We start from the raw sequence: 17,211 nt of genomic DNA, 5'->3' as shown, positions 1-17,211 counted from the left end.
AATGATTCTCGGTAACGTAGAAATAACGAACAACCTCCCCGAGTCATTGGGGAGGTTTTTTTCAGTCCAATCCTATTCAAAGGTGGCTGTGCTGGTGGACGAAAACACCAGGCAGCATTGCTATCCGAAAGTAGCGACTCACCTTCCCGGGCACTCGGTGATTGAAATAAAGAGCGGTGAAGAGGAGAAAACGCTGCGGACTTGTGAGCATATCTGGAACGAGCTCACCAGGCTGGAATGCGACCGAAAGGCGCTGCTTGTCAACCTTGGTGGAGGTGTGATAGGCGACATGGGCGGCTTCTGCGCTGCCACCTACAAGCGAGGCATCAAATTCCTCAATCTGCCCACTACCCTACTGGCACAAGTAGACGCCAGCGTGGGCGGCAAGCTGGGCATCGACTTCCACGGCCTAAAAAACCACATCGGCGTTTTTCAGGAGCCGGAAAGAGTCATCGTATCTTCTGGCTTTTTGGCTACGCTGCCCGAAAGAGAGCTCAGATCGGGCTTTGCGGAGGTGCTAAAGCACGCCCTGATAGCAGATGCCCGCTACTGGAAAACCCTCACTGCTAAGCCATTTGAAGAGCAGCCCTGGAACGACCATATCCAGCATTCTATTGAAGTCAAAAGCGGTGTGGTGGATAAAGACCCAAAGGAAAATGGGTTGAGAAAAATCCTGAACTTTGGGCATACCATTGGCCATGCCATAGAAACTGCCCTGCTTGATTCCGGCAACAGGTTGCTCCACGGCGAGGCCATTGCTATCGGGATGATTGCTGAAGCCTACCTGTCGACCAAAAAGACAAGACTTCTGCAAGGAAGCTACCAAGAGATTACGCAATACCTGCTGGCGACGTATCATCCGGCGCAGGTAAGTGAGGCAACGATTAAAAAAGCCGAAAGCTTGATATTACAGGATAAGAAAAATGAAAAAGCTACCATTAAGGGTAGCTTGTTGAGTGCCATTGGTCAATCAGAATACGATGTGATTATTACTTTAGGGGAAGTTAGGGAAGCCTTGGCTGAGTTCAACTCAGTGGTAAATCTTTCTTCTGCTAAATAAAAAAATGATCGTCTTCGTCTCTCTGTTTCATGGGTGTGGTTTTTGTCGATTTTGATACACGAGCTTTGTTAACCATTCCCTTGATTGGAGTAACGCCGAATACTGTAATTGCACCAATAACTGCACCGGCGAGGATGGAAGTTATGGTTTTTGATCTGTTCATAATGAAAAAGGGTTTAAAGCATTTAATCACAACAACGATGCCAGACTGCTGAAGGTTTTAAAAATTATTTTTAAGTCACCATCATCCAGCTAACATAAAGACAATTAAATCGGGTATTTCCACTAAGCATCCATGAATAAAATTTCAATTAACACCTCCGCCGCTATTCCCGCAGCATCCACCATCAACCTGAGTGCTTCCAAAAGTGAAAGTAACAGGGCCTTGATTATACAGGCACTTTCTGATGAGAAAATTGACCTCAACAACCTTTCTGATGCCCGTGACACCCAAACGATGATGCGCTTACTGGCCTCAAAAGACAAAACGTGGGACGTGCTGGACGCTGGAACAACCATGCGATTTTTAACAGCATTCCTGGCACTAACAGGGGAAAACCAAACAATCACTGGGTCGGAGCGGATGCAACAACGGCCCATCAAGCTGCTGGTAGATGCCCTTCGAGAGCTTGGAGCAAGCATCGATTACCTGAAGAATGACGGCTATCCGCCGCTTAAAGTCTCAAAATTAACTCAGCAAAAAACGGACTCCCTGAAAATACAGGGCAACATCAGCAGCCAGTACATTTCAGCCTTGCTAATGATCGCCCCTATGCTACCTAACGGTCTTACCATCGAACTGGTGGGAGATGTGTTCAGCAGACCCTACATAGAAATGACACTCGGCCTCATGCAGCAGTTTGGGGTAAAGAACGAGTGGAAGGGAAATACCATCGCTATTGCACAACAGAAATACACAGCTAATTCCTATACTATTGAGTCGGACTGGTCGGGTGCCAGCTACTGGCTAAGCATGGTATCGCTGTCTAAAAACAGCAAAGTAAACCTCACGGGGTTAAGAGAAAACTCCTATCAGGGCGACATCCGCATCAGGGAGATCATGCATGGCCTGGGGCTTACCACGAGGTTCAGCGGTGAAGAGTTTCTTATCGAGAAAAAGCCCAGCATTTCCCCCATGGTTATCGACTTTAAGACCTGCCCCGATTTGGCCCAGACAGTAATGGTGGTAGCCACAGGCCTAAAAAGCCCTATTTCAATGACGGGTCTTGAAAGCCTTCGCATTAAAGAAACCGACCGGCTGGCTGCCATGCAAACTGAGCTGGCAAAGTTTGGAGCTACGTTGGTAGAGGAAACACCCGGTTTTTGGGAATTGGAACCTCCGACCGCACTTCCTGAAGGCCCTGTCACGATTAGTACCTACGAAGACCACCGCATGGCCATGGCCTTCGCTCCACTAGCTCAAAAAGTACCTTTGATCATAGAAGAACCGGAGGTGGTGAATAAATCCTACCCGGGTTTTTGGGAGGATTGCAAAAAATACGGGCTCGACATCAAAGAAGTATAATCCATGGAGATCATCTATCAGCAAGAGCAGGATTTAAGTGGCGACGAGTTCATTGAGCTGCTGGTCAGTTCAACACTCGGCGAACGACGGCCTGTGAACGAGCCTGAGCGCATAGAAGAGATGCTCAGGCATGCCAACCTCACCATTACCGCCCGGCACAATGGAAAGCTAGTTGGGGTAAGCCGCAGCCTCACCGACTGGGTGTATGCGACCTACCTGAGCGACCTGGCGGTGCACATCGAATACCAGCACAAAGGAATTGGCAAGGAGCTCATCCGCCGGACAAAGATGCTGGCGCCAAAATCTAACGTAATACTGCTGTCGGCTCCAGCTGCGGTCGACTATTACCCTAAAATCGGGATGACACACCACGCCCATGCTTTTTGGCTGAGGGATTTAAAGGAGATAAGGTAGGCTTTCAAAAGATCAATAAGCGCCTATTCGCTCGCTCCATTATTTAATCTATCACATTTTCTTCCGATCTACGGCCTATCTTCCCTATGTCTAGTGTATAGATTTCAACTATAACCATATAGAAAATATAGATTTATACTATCGATCAGAATATTGTAGATTTGAATATCGAACAAAATAAATCTATAACTATGGAAAATAAAACACACGCAGGAGGCGCCTACGATGTAAACGCAGCGGAAATGTGCCCGTTTCTGAATGGCGAACTCAATCAAACCGCAGGTGGTGGCACATCAAATAGTGACTGGTGGCCTAACCAACTGAAAGTGAACATCCTTCGTCAGCATTCTTCCCTGTCTGATCCGATGGGCGAAGACTTCAACTACGCTGAAGAGTTCAAAAGCCTCGACCTAAAGGCTTTAAAGAAAGACCTCACTGCCCTGATGACCGACTCACAAGACTGGTGGCCAGCCGACTTTGGTCATTACGGTGGTTTATTCATTCGTATGGCATGGCACAGTGCCGGCACATACCGTATTGCTGATGGGCGTGGTGGTGCGGGAGGAGGGCAGCAAAGGTTTGCTCCTCTTAATAGCTGGCCTGACAATACCAGCCTCGACAAGGCCCGCAGACTTCTTTGGCCAATCAAGCAAAAGTATGGACGCAAAATCTCATGGGCTGACCTGATGGTTTTAACCGGCAACGTGGCACTGGAATCAATGGGCTTCAAAACCTTTGGCTTTGCCGGTGGTCGTGCTGACGTTTGGGAACCAGAGTTGGACGTATACTGGGGTGCTGAAGACACATGGCTAGGTGACAAGCGCTACACTGGCGACAGAGACCTTGAAAACCCATTGGCAGCAGTACAAATGGGACTGATTTATGTAAACCCTGAAGGGCCAAACGGCAAGCCTGATCCGCTTGCAGCTGCCAAAGATATCCGTGAGACGTTCGGTCGAATGGCAATGAATGACTACGAAACCGTGGCACTGATTGCAGGTGGCCACACATTTGGCAAAACTCACGGCGCTGGCGATGCAGCAAACGTTGGCCCTGAGCCTGAAGCAGCTGGTATTGAAGAGCAAGGTCTTGGCTGGAGAAGCAGCTACGGCTCAGGTATAGCCGGCGACGCAATTACAAGTGGTTTGGAAGTGATCTGGACAACGACGCCAACGAAGTGGAGCAACAACTTCTTCGAGAACCTGTTTGGTTACGAATGGGAGTTGACAAAGAGCCCGGCAGGTGCGAACCAGTGGAAGCCTAAGGGTGACGCAGGTGCAGGTACCGTGCCTGATCCTTTCGATCCGTCGAAGCGCAGGTCACCATCCATGCTTACTACCGACCTGGCACTAAGGGTAGATCCTGCCTACGAAAAGATTTCAAGGAATTTCCTTGAGAACCCTGATGAATTCGCAGATGCTTTTGCCAAAGCATGGTTCAAGCTTACTCACCGTGACATGGGACCACGTGCCCGTTACCTCGGCCCTGAAGTGCCAAAAGAAGAGCTGATCTGGCAAGACCCGATCCCGGCTGCGACACACAAATTAGATGATAAAGACATTGCTGCCCTGAAAGCGAAAGTACTTGCTTCAGGACTGTCCGTATCAGAGCTGGTGTCAACTGCCTGGGCTTCTGCTTCCACCTTCCGTGGATCCGACAAGCGTGGTGGTGCCAATGGAGCACGTATTCGACTTTCACCGCAAAAGAACTGGAAAGTGAACAACCCGGCTCAACTGGGTAAAGTATTGGGTAAGCTGGAAGAAATCCAAAAGGGTTTTGGTAAGCCGGTATCATTGGCTGACCTCATTGTATTGGCGGGTTGTGCGGGTGTTGAACAAGCAGCGAAAAATGCTGGGCAGGCTGTCACTGTTCCCTTCACGCCAGGACGTGCCGATGCCTCAGCTGAGCAAACTGATGTCGAATCGTTCGCCGCCCTTGAGCCGCAGGCTGATGGCTTCCGCAACTACGTGAAGAAAAAATTCACCATATCTGCCGAAGAGCTGCTGATCGACAAGGCCCAGTTGCTGACGCTGACTGCGCCAGAAATGACTGTGCTGATAGGTGGCATGCGTGTGCTTGGCACCAACTTCGACGGGTCCAAGCATGGTGTGTTTACCAATCGTGTCGGTTCATTGAGCAACGACTTCTTTGTGAACCTGCTCGACATGAGCACTACATGGAAAGCTGTTTCGGCGGATGGGGACGTATTCGAGGGACACGATGCTAAGACTGGCAAAGTAAAATATACAGCCACTCGTGCCGACTTGATCTTTGGCTCCAACTCTGAGCTTCGTGCCCTGGCTGAAGTATATGGCTGCGGCGACTCTCAGCAGAAGTTCATCAAGGACTTTGTGAAAGCCTGGGACAAGGTGATGAACCTCGACCGTTTTGATTTGGCTTAATGATGGTGTAAACATTTAAAGTGAAAAGGTGGTCTGGAAACAGGCCACCTTTTTTATGGATTAAAAAAGGTCTTTTACATTAATAACAAGCATCTTATTTACTCTGCCCCTAACGTCGAAGTGTTTACTACTGGCCAAACACCCGGTGACGGCACGCTCACTCCTTTGGTTTCTCCTCGCTGGGTATCTTGACCGAAGTAGTACAATGCCCATCCCTTGTAAGTAAGCTGGCTTTCACCAAACACGTCGATTGAACCAAAATCGCTTTTATTCGCAACGGAAACAACAGCTTTAAGTTCTTTGGCATACACGGGCCAAATGGTATTGTCAGAAAAATCGCTGGCAGTGAAAGTATTAACGTCTTTTGAGTCGTTGGTAAAGGCATACAGCGTCCTGCTCCTGTATAAATTTTTGGGCATAGCGTTACCGGCATTCTTTTTTCAAATTCAGGTTAACGTACCAGCTTTGGGCAATAATTTAGTTCAGTTGAAAAGTTCTTGAGACATTAAAACCGAAGTGAATTTCACCCTTGAAAAAATTGTTGGTCGTTTCCGACACAAAGCCCTTCGGCACCATAGAGGTGGCATTGGTGAACTGAAGCTGGAACACGTGTCCGCCCGTTTCAATATCGACCCCTATGGCCAGCGCATTCTGTGTGTTTTCATTGAGGTGCTGAAACTGATAATAATATTCAGCGCAAAGAGCCACCCGCTGCGAAAGCTTGATGCGTCCGCCAACACCCAAGGCAAAAATGTCATTGTTCAGATCCGTTTCGCCAATCAGATTCCGGTGCACCCAGGTAGGCATCAGTTGGAGCGAAAGGCCATTGTTAAACTTTCTGGCCAGCAAAAGCTGATGCGTAAAAGCAAGCTTGTCAGTAAACTGTAGATCGTACGTCGGATCCTTCAGGGTCTTCAATGCCACAGAGCTCAGCCACGTGGCGGACAGTGGGACACTGCCTTTGCCTGTCGACTGACGAAGCAGGCGGTATTTGGCAAACCCATCATAGGTCTTTTCAAAAGAGCTCCTGCCAACGCCCACATAGAGCCTGTCGGTGAGGGCATACTCCAGCCCAATGCGTACCAGGGCGTTGTCCAGCCCAAAAAGCTCATAGGCTCCACCGTCGATAGTACCAAACCGGTGCGCTATGATAAAATCCATCACACCTTGTTTTCTGGTTTCAATGGAATGACCGTTGATCAGTCTGGTGCCTTTGAAGGTGGCATCCACCAGGGTTTTCTGATCGGCCTGTTCTGCTTCCAGGCCAGCAAGAAGATCATCCTGGGCCAGCAGCGGCATAGCCAATGCCAGCGAGATGAGGGTTGAAGTGATCTGCTTTACCATCATTTTGGACGTGAAAAATTAAAAAATGCCTTTACTTCGACTACCTCCGCAATGTTCTTGAACACAATAGTGGGTATCTCAATATCAAAATCAGCCACCGACAGATTGAAGGCGGTATTAGCTTTCAAGTCTTTACCAGAAACATCAAATTTGATGGTTGTCTTCAGTGGCTTCTTCACTCCGTGGATTTCTATTTCCCCGTCAGCCTCTGCTTCAAAGCTCCCGTTTTTCGAAAAATCGAGGGCTGCGAAGTTGCTGATAACACCCTTGAATGTCGCTCTCGGAAATTTGTCCGACTCAACATAGTTTTCGTTGAAGTGCTCCTCCATCAGGCTCTTATCAAAGTGGAACCCCTTCATAAGCATCGACACTGCCAATGTCCCTTTATCAAGGTCTATAGCGCCCAGTACTTCTTTGTTAGTGGCTTCAATATTTTCCAATGGCGCTTCAGAAAAGAAGGTGGCGGTTCCGCTACGATCTACCATCGGGCCCTGCGCCATCGCCAGCCCGGCAGTGATCAGGCCAATAATGATTGTTATAATTTCACGCTTCATAGTATGTGTGTTCTTAGTCTAAAAATTAGGTATACCATTGTTGCAGCAGGTATTCCTTGCTATTTGTTGTCACTAAAAGTGATTTATCTATCAGTTTTGCGGAGCTCCATCATCCACCCAGCAGGCAATAGCATCTTTTTGTGCCTGAGTAAGCGTCGACCCTCTGGGCATTGATCCACTCGCTGTTCTCGCTTTGATGGAGCTGGCTCTGGCTTGAATGGTAGCAAAAGACCTCAGGTCGGGAGAGATGCTGCCGTTGTGGCAACCCGAAACCGCACAGCTGTTTTCAATAATGTTTTTGACAGAGTTCTCGTAGCTAACGCCCGCCAACACCTCCACACTCTCGATGATCTCACAACCCTGCTGGTCTGCTATTTTCACGGTATAAGTACCCCTGGTCAGGCCAGAAAAAGTCCTCCCCGTCTGAGGCTGGCCTTCGTTGATACTGTAGAGGTAGGGCTCCACGCCCCCGGAGGCCAACACCTCAATTTTCCCCTCTGTTGAACCACATCCCGACTCCTTCACCACAATTTCCTGCAGGTTAACCCCCTCCTGGTTTTGAATCGGAATAGTTACCTCACTTGAGCAGCCTTTCGCATCAGTCACTACCACTACATAGTTTCCCGCTTCGAGACTGCTAAACACACCATCCGCATTTGTGCCAGCTTCTGAGGTATATACATAAGGAGGCTCACCTCCGGAGGCATTTACCCTGAAGCGCCCAACGGCGGCACCACATTCAGTTGCAACGCTTTCCAATACCTCTATCATCACCGGCGACACGGAGCAGTCTACCTGTGGTTCCGCCTGATCCCAGGTACAGGACACGGTGGTGAGAAAAAATAGCACGCTAACAGTGCCAAGAGTTAACTTTGTTGTCATCAGTAAAAAATGTTTTTTGCTAGCATCCTCTGTCCAGTTTTTAAAAAGAAGGATAGCCAAAAGTTGCTTTGGCCATTTACCTTCGTCTCCAACGTAAACCAAAAACCCGCTGGCAGCACCCAGGAGTAATGCTTTTAGTATTATTTGATGACAAAATTAGATATAACCAATAGCGTGTGGCTAGCACAATACCGCCAATTGTGTTAACATTTCCGACATAGGGTGTAACAAAACCGACAAAACGTGGCAGTTCCTACGCTGATAATCAGCGGCTTAGTAGTAAAAGATCGGAAGGACTTGATCCAAACTCTTTTTTGAAGCATTTAGAAAAATAGGACGGATTGGCAAAGCCTGTTTTAAAAGCCGCTTCTGCAATCCCAAACTCACTACCCATGAGCAGCTCCTTCGCACGGTGCAACCGCACAGAGGTAATCAGCTGGTTGGGCGACTTATTGGTGACCGCCTTCAGCTTGCGTTGGAGTTGGCGCTCGCTGATGCCAATTTCCCGGCAAAGCATTTCCACACCAAAGTGCTCGTTGGCCAAATGGGTGTCGATACTTTGAAGCACGTTTTCCAGGAAGGAGTCATTTTGCAACACCTTCTTCGGAGAAATTTGTCCCGCTTTTTCATCCGCACTGAGCGGATCGGTTACACTGAACAGCAGAAACGACTCGCCGGAAAGTGTTTCGTACACTGCTTTGTACTGCGTAAAACTCACACCTGCTCCCGATAGGAGGCTTTTCACAGTTTGTGTGACAAGGATCTGGCTGGGTTTCGCTAGCTGAAGCATGGCATCGACAAAGGCCTCGGTTTCACCGCTGATGAAGTGGGCCTCATCTACCGCCCCCTCTCTGATGTGAATACCGATGGCCAGCCGGGCAGGCATGGTCCGAATGGCATCCACGAGATCGATACTACAATGAACGGCCTTGCTTGGCCCTTCAAATATAGCGATGAATGTCTGGCGGTTGTATTGAATCACCTTACCCCGATATTGTTCCACAAATTGGCGAATCAGCTCCTCGGGATTGGCATCGACGTTTTCTAAAGAAATTATTCGGGCAGCAACTATGGTGAAGAGCTGCTCCTGGTAGTTTCGGATCGGCTTCACTCCTAAGATAAAGGTCTTCATTGTTTCCAGCACCTCTTTTGTATTACCTACCCAAAAAAGATGATCCCTTCCGCCAAACTCAACGAACCTGGCTCCCTGAATACGTTCAGCAATGAACCGCCCTTCTTCAATTTTCACATCAATATCGTGGGTGCGCTGCATCAGGAGCGTTGGCACTTTGATGGTGCCGAGAATATCAATGATATCTACCTCCGTATTCATTTTGGTGAGCACCATTGCGGCACTCGGACTGGCCCCCGAACGAAAGTAGCTGGCCAGCCAGTCCATGAAAACCTGATCATTGGCTTTGGAGGGAGCGAGTGACTCAAGCCCCATATCCCCACTTCCCCAATTGTTTTCGATCATGTCATACACCACCTGACGCTCTTCGTCGGTGGGTGCCCAGGGGTAGTCGGGCGCATAGCGGCGCTTGGCAAATACGCCAAAAGTAATGAGTGAAATGGTTCTGTTGGGGTAGGTAGCAGCAAAGAGTGCCGACACGGAGCCGCCCTCTGAATGTCCAAACAAAACGGCTTTTTGCGACCCAACGGCGTCCATTACGGCACGGATGTCGTCCATCCGCTCTTCCAGCGTGGAAAGCTCCACCACACGATCCGACAAGCCGGTACCTCGTTTGTCAAACAGAATAACCCTGGCTATCTTGCCCAGTTCCTGTAGAAAGTCGACCAGCTCAGGGCAGGCCCACATCCAGTCAATGTTGGACACCCATCCCGGAATATAAACCAGGTCGATTGATCCAGAGCCAAAAACCTGGTAAGCAATATTGATACGGCCGCTTTTTGTATACTGAGTGGCTGGTTTCATAACTATTTGATACTTTGTAACAGTTAAGATTACAATTATAGTATAAATACCGCCAAGGACAGAGCGTCGCATTTCCCGTTTAAGCCTCTAATGAATCAGTCAGAAGTGCTCAAACATATCCCATAATTACATATTGGCCAGTTATCTACGCAAAAAGGGCAGGTTAAATACTAACCTGCCCTGGAGTCTGATGGGAAAAAAATGCAGAGAAAACAGTTAAAAAAAATAATGCGATCCACCCACAGGATGAGCCCTTTCTTTGAATAGCTTGTTGCGTTTTTGTGAGTGCAAAGGTAGTGGGTAGGCGGAGGAGACAACTACAAAAAATCCGGCGAATCCATTCACTTTTCCGACAGCGGCGTAGTAAAAAGCCGACGTGTTGGAAAATTTCCGACGCCAACAACTTAAAGAATAAGTAAGGCCGGCCTTTCAGAAGGAGTTGATCAGATCCAAAGTGGCATACTCAGGGTGAATGTGAATAAGCTGCGAAGCGGAAAACACAACTGTCGTCTTTGCACCTCCCTCAATTGTCTCCGTTGGCAGCATACCTCGTCTATCACTTAATCAGCAGCACCCTGGGATTGATCGGGTACAGCCATTCGACGCCTCTGGCAGTAATGATGGCATCATCTTCCAGCGCCACTCGTAGCTTTTTACCGCCCCACTCGGGCACTTTGGTGTAAGCGAAAAACTCAATAGAAAGCAGGTTGGAGGGCTTGATCTCGTACCCCAACTGCACCGGATTGAAAAAAGCAATGGACGGCCCGATACCATGCCCCCAGTTGCCTACCGAGTGGCAGCCAATGATTACATCCGTTTTGTCAAGCTCAGTGGGTTTGTTGAACCCGGCCATCTTATTGAAGCCAGCCGCAGTTAATGCATCATAAACAGCGTCTTCTGCTTTTTGTGCCGTCACTCCTGGTTTGATCGTCTTCTTTACAACATCCCGCACTTTCACGGCCTGATCGAACGCATTCTGGATGCCAGGAGGGACTCCCGTTTCTCCCTCCTTCAGCACATAAGCCATCCGTTTCATATCAGTATACATGTTCATGAGTCCCACACCCCAGTCGATGAAAAGTACGTCACCTCGCTGAATAATGCGGTCGGTAGAAGTGGCGGCAATGCCCTCAGGGCCGGTGACATACACTGAAGGCATGCCAAACGACGACTCCAGGTTGTGTTTGAATTGCTGCTCCTTCAGCCACCAGGCCACGTCTTCGAGCGTAGTTACTCCCGGGGTAATCACTTCGTTGGAAAAAGCCCTCTCGGCGAGGGTGTACGACAGCTCTCCGGCCTCTCCATAGATCGCTATTTCGCTGGCCACCCGCCTCGACCTGAAGTCGGACGCCAGCTTCTCGGCCGACACAAACCGCTGCTCGTACTTCTTGCCCAGCACTTCCGCCAGCTCCAGGTAGCCTGAATGACTGAGGCCATCGGCACCGCCAATGTTTTTTGACATATTGAGGCCGATCCGTTTAGGATCTCTGGCCTCCACAAAAGCCTTCAGCTCGCTGGACGAACCGAAGTAATCGTAGGTCCCACCTTCTTCCAGCAGATAGCCGTCGATGCCCAGCACGGATCGCTCGATGCGGTCGCCCCCACGATCGGTGAAAATGTAGTAGCCCACACTGCCGACGTAGCCTTCGCCCATGTCAGGATACAGCGGATCGAAATTCCCCTCCCGGTTCATGATGATCCACATATCGATATTGTTCTCCCTCATGGCTTCGGGCAGTACCAGGTCAAACTTGTCGTTCCGCACCTGGTTCATTTTGCGCCACCGGCGCATGGCTTCCTGGCTGAAAGAGCTGGTGCTGAGAAGCAGCATAAAGAAGGCGAGTAGTATTCTCATGGTTGAATGGCTGTTTAAGAGTACTGTGCTAATTAGGAATTTCCTGCGTTTTGCGCTACTGAGAAGTGATGTATGGGAGTTGAGGTCGTTAAACAAGGCAAGGCACACTTGAACCCAGCGCTATACCGATGTCATTCTACACCTGGATGAACAGATAACCACGGCAAGACGCACTCCCATCCACCGCTAGAAACAAGCGAATCTACGGCGAGATTCGTTCCCGTCTACAGCTAAATCCAGGTCGCCCTACAGCAAGTTCAAGATATTCGATGCGCATAAGACATACATATCGGTGGGCATCAAGTGAGTAGTTTGATGCCCATCAAACGGATGAATCTAGCGCTGGAGGGGAACGTGTGGCAGGGAGAAGAGAAAGCCACCTCGTTTGTTTAATATACGAAAAACAGGCTGTAAAGGGTATGCTCTTAGCAACTCAAAGAAAAAACCGATATTGTAGGTAAGTTCAACAGCTCACAACGCCATTTTACCATGATAAAACTCGTACCTACACTTTCGCTGGTTGTTTTCATTATCCTATTCAGCTGCCAAAGCTCTTCTGAAAAACAAGACTGGCAGATTCTTTTCAATGGAGAAGACCTGACGGGCTGGGACACCTACCTGGGCCAGGAATGGACTCAAGTCAATGATTCTACTTTCCGGCCTGCGGGGGAGCCTGTGGGCCTGAACAAAGATTCTAAGGGCATCTTCAGCGTAGCAAAAGTTGATCAACAAAATGCCATTCGTGTCTCAGGCGAGCAGTGGGGAGGGATTTCTACCACCAGCGAATTCAGCAACTATCACCTGAAGCTACAGTTCAAATGGGGAGAGGCCAAACACCGGCCGAAAGATAATGCCAAGCGAGACAGCGGCTTGCTGTACCACGCCGTAGGTGTACATGGAGCTGACGGCGGCTTCTGGATGCGCTCGCAGGAGTTTCAGGTGCAGGAAGGTGACACTGGCGACTACTGGGGTGTGGCTGGTGGCGTGATGGACGTGCCTACCCGGCAGGAGGGCGAAAACTACATTTATGAAGCTGCTGCCACCATGCGAGTCTTTAGCGAGAAAAGTGATATTGGCAGGCACGCCACCAAACATCCCGATGCTGAAAAGCCAACAGGTGAGTGGAATACACTGGAGTTGATTTGCTTTGGCGACACAGCCATCCACATCGTGAACGGCCAGGTGGTGATGGCGCTGTACCACTCCCGCCAGCTCACTGACTCTGGCGAGCAGCCTCTGAAGAAGGGAAAGATCCAGCTTCAGTCGGAAGGCGCTGAGTTGTTTTACAAGGACATTATGATCAAGCCGATCATTGAGATGCCTGAGGGGGTAAATTAAAGAGGTTACTTTCTGCGCTTATGCAGATAGCAACCTCTTTAACTATTACTTGATATACCTGAAATCGTGCCCGGCTGGCAACTGAACAAGAAAATCGTGCATGAGCTTAATCACGTTTTCCACGTCGTCTTTGTGGGCGGTTTCTACCGTAGTATGCATGTATTTCAACGGCAAAGAAATAAGCGCCGAGGCCACGCCTTCTGCCGAATAGGCAAAAGCATCAGTGTCAGTACCCGTCGCTCTGCTTGCTGAGGCTCGCTGGAAGGCAATCTTGTTTTTATCGGCCACATCAATCACCATTTTCAACAAGTTGTTCTGCACCGCCGGCCCATAAGTCAAAACTGGTCCCTTGCCTGCTTTCAGATCGCCTTGCTGCTTTTTGTCGTACATGGGCGCATGAGTGTCGTGGCACACGTCGGTAATGATGGCTACATCCGGCTTGATGCGCCTGGAAATCATTTCAGCCCCTCTCAGTCCGATTTCTTCCTGCACGGCGTTCACCACATACAAGCCAAACGGCAGCTTCACCTTCGACTCCGCAATTCTTCTGGTGGTTTCGGCGATCATAAAACCACCCACTCTGTTGTCGAGCGCTCTACCGCACAGGTAATGCTCACCCAGCTCTATCAGCTCATCTTCGAACGTCATCACGCTGCCTACATGCACGCCCGCCTTTTCCACTTCGTCTTTTGAGGTAGCTCCAATGTCCACAAAGATGTTTTTTAATGTCGGGCTTTCTTCTTTGGCAGAGTCTCTCACGTGGATAGCCGGCCAACCAAACACCCCTTTCACAATTCCTTTGTCCGTATGAATGTTCACCCTTTTGGAAGGAGCAATCTGATGATCGGAACCACCGTTTCTTCTCACGTAGATATAGCCATCGTCGGTAATGTAATTTACAAACCAGGCGATCTCGTCAGCATGCGCCTCAATCACCACCTTGTAAGGCGCATCGGGGTTAATCACACCCACCACCGTTCCGTAGGTGTCGGAAATATAGGTATCGATATAAGGCTTCATGTACTCCAGCCATATATGCTGGCCCGACGACTCAAAACCAGTCGGTGATGCATTATTTAAGTATTTGAATAGAAAATCTCTGCTCTTCTTGTCCATTGTCAATTGCTTATCTCTTGTTTTTGTTATTTATATCCAGCGAGTATTCCTGCATACTAAAGCGGAATATTGCCGTGCTTCTTTCTTGGAAGTGTGTCTACCTTGTTCTTCAGCATCTCAAACGCTTTCATTACTTTGATTCTTGTTTCGTGCGGCATAATGACTTCATCAATATACCCCCTGGCAGCAGCTTCGTACGGATTCGCAAATCGGTTGGTGTATTCTGCCACTTTCTCGTCGAGCTTAGCAGCAGGGTCAGATGCTTTGGCGATTTCACCCTTGAAAATGATCTCAGCGGCACCTTTCGCCCCCATTACAGCTATTTCCGCTGTCGGCCAGGCAAAGTTCATATCGGCACCAATATGCTTGCTGTTCATCACGTCGTAGGCGCCACCATAGGCCTTTCGGGTGATCACAGTGACTCTCGGCACTGTCGCCTCTGAGAAGGCATAGAGCAGCTTGGCTCCATGGTTGATGATGCCATGCCATTCCTGGTCGGTGCCTGGCAAAAAGCCGGGAACATCCACCAGCACCAGCAATGGGATATTGAAGCAGTCGCAAAACCGTACAAACCTGGCAGCCTTGGTAGAGGAGTTGATGTCGAGCACGCCCGCCAGCGACGCCGGTTGGTTGCCTACGATGCCGACGCTTTTCCCTCCTATCCTCGCAAACCCAACGATAATATTTTCTGCATAGTTTTTATGCACCTCCATAAAACTTCCCTCGTCTGCAATTTCACTCACCACTTCCCGCATATCGTAAGGTTGGTTAGGGTTGTTGGGGAGGATCTTGTCCAGTGCGGGCCGCTTCTCATCGGACGACTGGTAGTTAACTGCCGGAGCCTCATCCTCGCAGTTTTGTGGCATGTACGACAAAAGCTGTTTGATATTGTTGATGCACTCCACCTCGTTGGCACAAGAGAAGTGCGTTACGCCGCTTTTGGTTGAGTGGGTGCTTGCGCCACCAAGCTCTTCCGAGGTCACGTCTTCCTGGGTCACCGTTTTAACCACGTTAGGCCCGGTCACGAACATGTAGGACGTGTCCTCCACCATCAAAATGAAGTCGGTGATAGCTGGTGAATACACTGCACCGCCGGCACAGGGCCCCATGATGGCCGAAATCTGTGGTACCACGCCAGAGGCCCTGGTGTTTCGGTAGAAAATATCCGCATAACCTGCGAGCGACACCACGCCTTCCTGTATCCTGGCACCGCCTGAGTCGTTGAGCCCGATCACGGGTGCACCATTCTTCATGGCCAAATCCATGATCTTTACGATCTTCTCTGCAAATGTTTCGGACAGCGACCCACCAAACACTGTGAAGTCCTGACTGAATACATACACCAGCCTGCCGTTCACATTGCCATACCCGGTGACAACCCCGTCACCGAGGTATTTCTCTTTGTCCAGCCCAAAATCCGAAGATCGGTGCACCACCAGCTTGCCAATTTCCTCGAAGGTTCCTTCATCAATCAGGAGCTCAACTCTTTCTCGGGCAGTTAGCTTTCCCTTTTCATGCTGCCTGGCTATCCTGCCTTCACCCCCGCCCAGCAATGCCTGCTCGTTCAACTCCTGAAGTCTGCTAAATTTTTCGTCGGTGGTAGCTAAATGAATTTTGGGAGGTCGCTGTTCCATTATGTAGGGGTTAATTGCCAAAGATATTGTGGAATACGCTAAAAACGAACTCAAACGAACGGTATATGACCCACCGGTTAAATTTTGACGGTATATGCTTAGTGGTATGATAAAGTGTTATCTTGCGCCAATTTTTAGCACAGCTGAGGGACTAAATCATGAAAGTCGGAATCATTGACATGGGTACGAATACCTTTCACCTGCTCGTTGCGGAAGTGAGAGATCATGATTTCACCATCCTTTTTAAAGAGAAGCTGCTGGTAAGAATTGGCGAAGGCGGCATTTCACACGGTCTGATTACGGAAGAAGCCACGCAAAGGGCGCTGAAAGCACTGGAAAGATTCAACGAAGTGCTGAAGGCTGAAAAAGTGGATGAGGTTTTTGCCACCGCCACCAGCGCCATCCGAAATGCGAAGAACGGTGTGGAGTTCGCAGAGAGAGTTCAGCGTGAGTTGGGCATCGAAGTCCGGATTATCTCTGGGGACGAAGAAGCCGAAACAATCTATTACGGTGTTAAAAAGGCCATTCCTATGGCAGATGAGCCTGTGCTCATCATGGACATTGGCGGTGGCAGCATTGAGTTCATTATCGGCAACCAATCGGAAATCTTCTGGAAGAGGAGCTTCGAAATAGGTGGGCAGCGCCTCATTGACCAGTTTCACAGCCACGACCCCATTTTACCAGAAGAAGTCATCAATCTACAAAGTTACCTGGCCATGAATCTGGAGCCACTTTTCGAAGCATGTGCTACATACAAACCGCAAACGCTGGTAGGTTCATCGGGCACCTTCGATACATTGAGCGATATTTATATGCTCGATAATAAAATCGAAAAGAATCCACTTGGCACCGAATTTCCCTTTACACTGGACGCATTCGAGGGCATCTATGAGAAGATGATCTCTTTCAACAGGCAGGAAAGAATGAGCGTGCCTGGCATGATTGAAATGCGGGTGGACATGATTGTGGTGGCGAGCATCCTCATTCACTTTATCAATCAAAAGCTCGACATCAAAAACATCCGGGTTTCGGCCTACGCTTTGAAAGAAGGCGTCCTTCTGAAGACCATTCATTCCCTCTACAAAAAGAGGGTTTAATCCCTCGTAAAATTATTGGTCAAATATTCTGTTTCTGATTGGGTAGCACCTCTT

Annotated in this window: 15 protein-coding genes; 6 read left to right on the top strand and 9 right to left on the bottom strand. The window is 49.2% G+C overall.

Translation table 11 applies throughout. The annotated features are described in order from the left end of the window. The first annotated feature begins 1 nt into the window (after position 1). Positions 2–1,060, top strand: coding sequence for a 3-dehydroquinate synthase (gene aroB / locus RIG68_RS10805; protein ID WP_350121973.1), 1,059 nt, complete (start codon positions 2–4; stop codon positions 1,058–1,060). Here the strand turns inward: aroB and RIG68_RS10800 are convergent. Next, complete coding sequence (locus RIG68_RS10800; RefSeq protein WP_350121971.1) at positions 1,053–1,223, bottom strand: hypothetical protein; 171 nt, start codon at positions 1,221–1,223, stop codon at positions 1,053–1,055. The genes aroB and RIG68_RS10800 overlap by 8 nt on opposite strands. Before the next feature lie 132 nt (positions 1,224–1,355). Between RIG68_RS10800 and aroA the strand changes: the two genes are divergently transcribed. The 3 genes from aroA (at position 1,356) to katG (ending at position 5,401) form a co-directional block, all read left to right on the top strand. Then, on the top strand, positions 1,356–2,585 hold the full coding sequence (gene aroA / locus RIG68_RS10795; protein ID WP_350121969.1) for a 3-phosphoshikimate 1-carboxyvinyltransferase: 1,230 nt from the start codon (positions 1,356–1,358) through the stop codon (positions 2,583–2,585). Between the two features lie 3 nt (positions 2,586–2,588). Further along, positions 2,589–2,999, top strand: coding sequence for a GNAT family N-acetyltransferase (locus RIG68_RS10790; protein WP_350121967.1), 411 nt, complete (start codon positions 2,589–2,591; stop codon positions 2,997–2,999). A 191-nt stretch (positions 3,000–3,190) separates the two neighbouring features. After that, positions 3,191–5,401, top strand: a complete 2,211-nt coding sequence (katG, locus tag RIG68_RS10785) for a catalase/peroxidase HPI (protein ID WP_350121965.1) — start codon at positions 3,191–3,193, stop codon at positions 5,399–5,401. 98 nt (positions 5,402–5,499) lie between these two features. Here the strand turns inward: katG and RIG68_RS10780 are convergent, their stop codons facing one another. From RIG68_RS10780 to RIG68_RS10755, 6 genes are all read right to left on the bottom strand, one after another. Next, positions 5,500–5,820: a COG4315 family predicted lipoprotein gene (locus RIG68_RS10780; protein ID WP_350121963.1), complete on the bottom strand. Its 321-nt coding sequence runs from the start codon at positions 5,818–5,820 to the stop codon at positions 5,500–5,502. 58 nt (positions 5,821–5,878) lie between these two features. Then, complete coding sequence (locus RIG68_RS10775) at positions 5,879–6,748, bottom strand: DUF5777 family beta-barrel protein (RefSeq protein ID WP_350121961.1); 870 nt, start codon at positions 6,746–6,748, stop codon at positions 5,879–5,881. Further along, complete coding sequence (locus RIG68_RS10770; RefSeq protein WP_350121959.1) at positions 6,745–7,299, bottom strand: YceI family protein; 555 nt, start codon at positions 7,297–7,299, stop codon at positions 6,745–6,747. Before RIG68_RS10770 ends, RIG68_RS10775 begins: the two co-directional genes overlap by 4 nt. 90 nt (positions 7,300–7,389) lie before the next feature. Next, a complete protein-coding gene (locus RIG68_RS10765) occupies positions 7,390–8,181 on the bottom strand; it encodes a hypothetical protein (RefSeq protein WP_350121957.1) in 792 nt (263 codons plus the stop codon). A gap of 265 nt (positions 8,182–8,446) precedes the next feature. After that, the gene (locus RIG68_RS10760; protein WP_350121955.1) at positions 8,447–10,117 is read right to left on the bottom strand and encodes an alpha/beta fold hydrolase; all 1,671 of its coding nucleotides are present in this window, start codon (positions 10,115–10,117) and stop codon (positions 8,447–8,449) included. 556 nt (positions 10,118–10,673) lie between these two features. Continuing rightward, positions 10,674–11,972, bottom strand: a complete 1,299-nt coding sequence (locus tag RIG68_RS10755; protein WP_350121953.1) for a M24 family metallopeptidase — start codon at positions 11,970–11,972, stop codon at positions 10,674–10,676. Positions 11,973–12,461: 489 nt separating this feature from the next. Here RIG68_RS10755 and RIG68_RS10750 point away from each other — a divergent pair, with 489 nt between their 5' ends. Next, on the top strand, positions 12,462–13,310 hold the full coding sequence (locus RIG68_RS10750) for a 3-keto-disaccharide hydrolase (protein ID WP_350121951.1): 849 nt from the start codon (positions 12,462–12,464) through the stop codon (positions 13,308–13,310). A 45-nt stretch (positions 13,311–13,355) separates the two neighbouring features. On the opposite strand, the gene RIG68_RS10745 is transcribed toward RIG68_RS10750, so the two are convergent. Both RIG68_RS10745 and RIG68_RS10740 read right to left on the bottom strand, forming a co-directional pair. After that, entirely contained in the window at positions 13,356–14,426 is a 1,071-nt protein-coding gene (locus RIG68_RS10745; protein ID WP_317487952.1) for a M42 family metallopeptidase, read from the bottom strand. A 56-nt stretch (positions 14,427–14,482) separates the two neighbouring features. After that, positions 14,483–16,060, bottom strand: a complete 1,578-nt coding sequence (locus RIG68_RS10740; RefSeq protein WP_350121949.1) for an acyl-CoA carboxylase subunit beta — start codon at positions 16,058–16,060, stop codon at positions 14,483–14,485. 158 nt (positions 16,061–16,218) lie between these two features. Between RIG68_RS10740 and RIG68_RS10735 the strand changes: the two genes are divergently transcribed. Continuing rightward, complete coding sequence (locus tag RIG68_RS10735; RefSeq protein ID WP_350121947.1) at positions 16,219–17,157, top strand: Ppx/GppA phosphatase family protein; 939 nt, start codon at positions 16,219–16,221, stop codon at positions 17,155–17,157. The last annotated feature ends 54 nt before the right edge of the window (positions 17,158–17,211 follow it).

Source organism: Imperialibacter sp. (assembly GCF_040222385.1).
In the GTDB taxonomy this organism is placed as follows: Bacteria; Bacteroidota; Bacteroidia; order Cytophagales; family Cyclobacteriaceae; genus Imperialibacter.
This window is presented reverse-complemented; position numbering and strand designations above follow the sequence as displayed.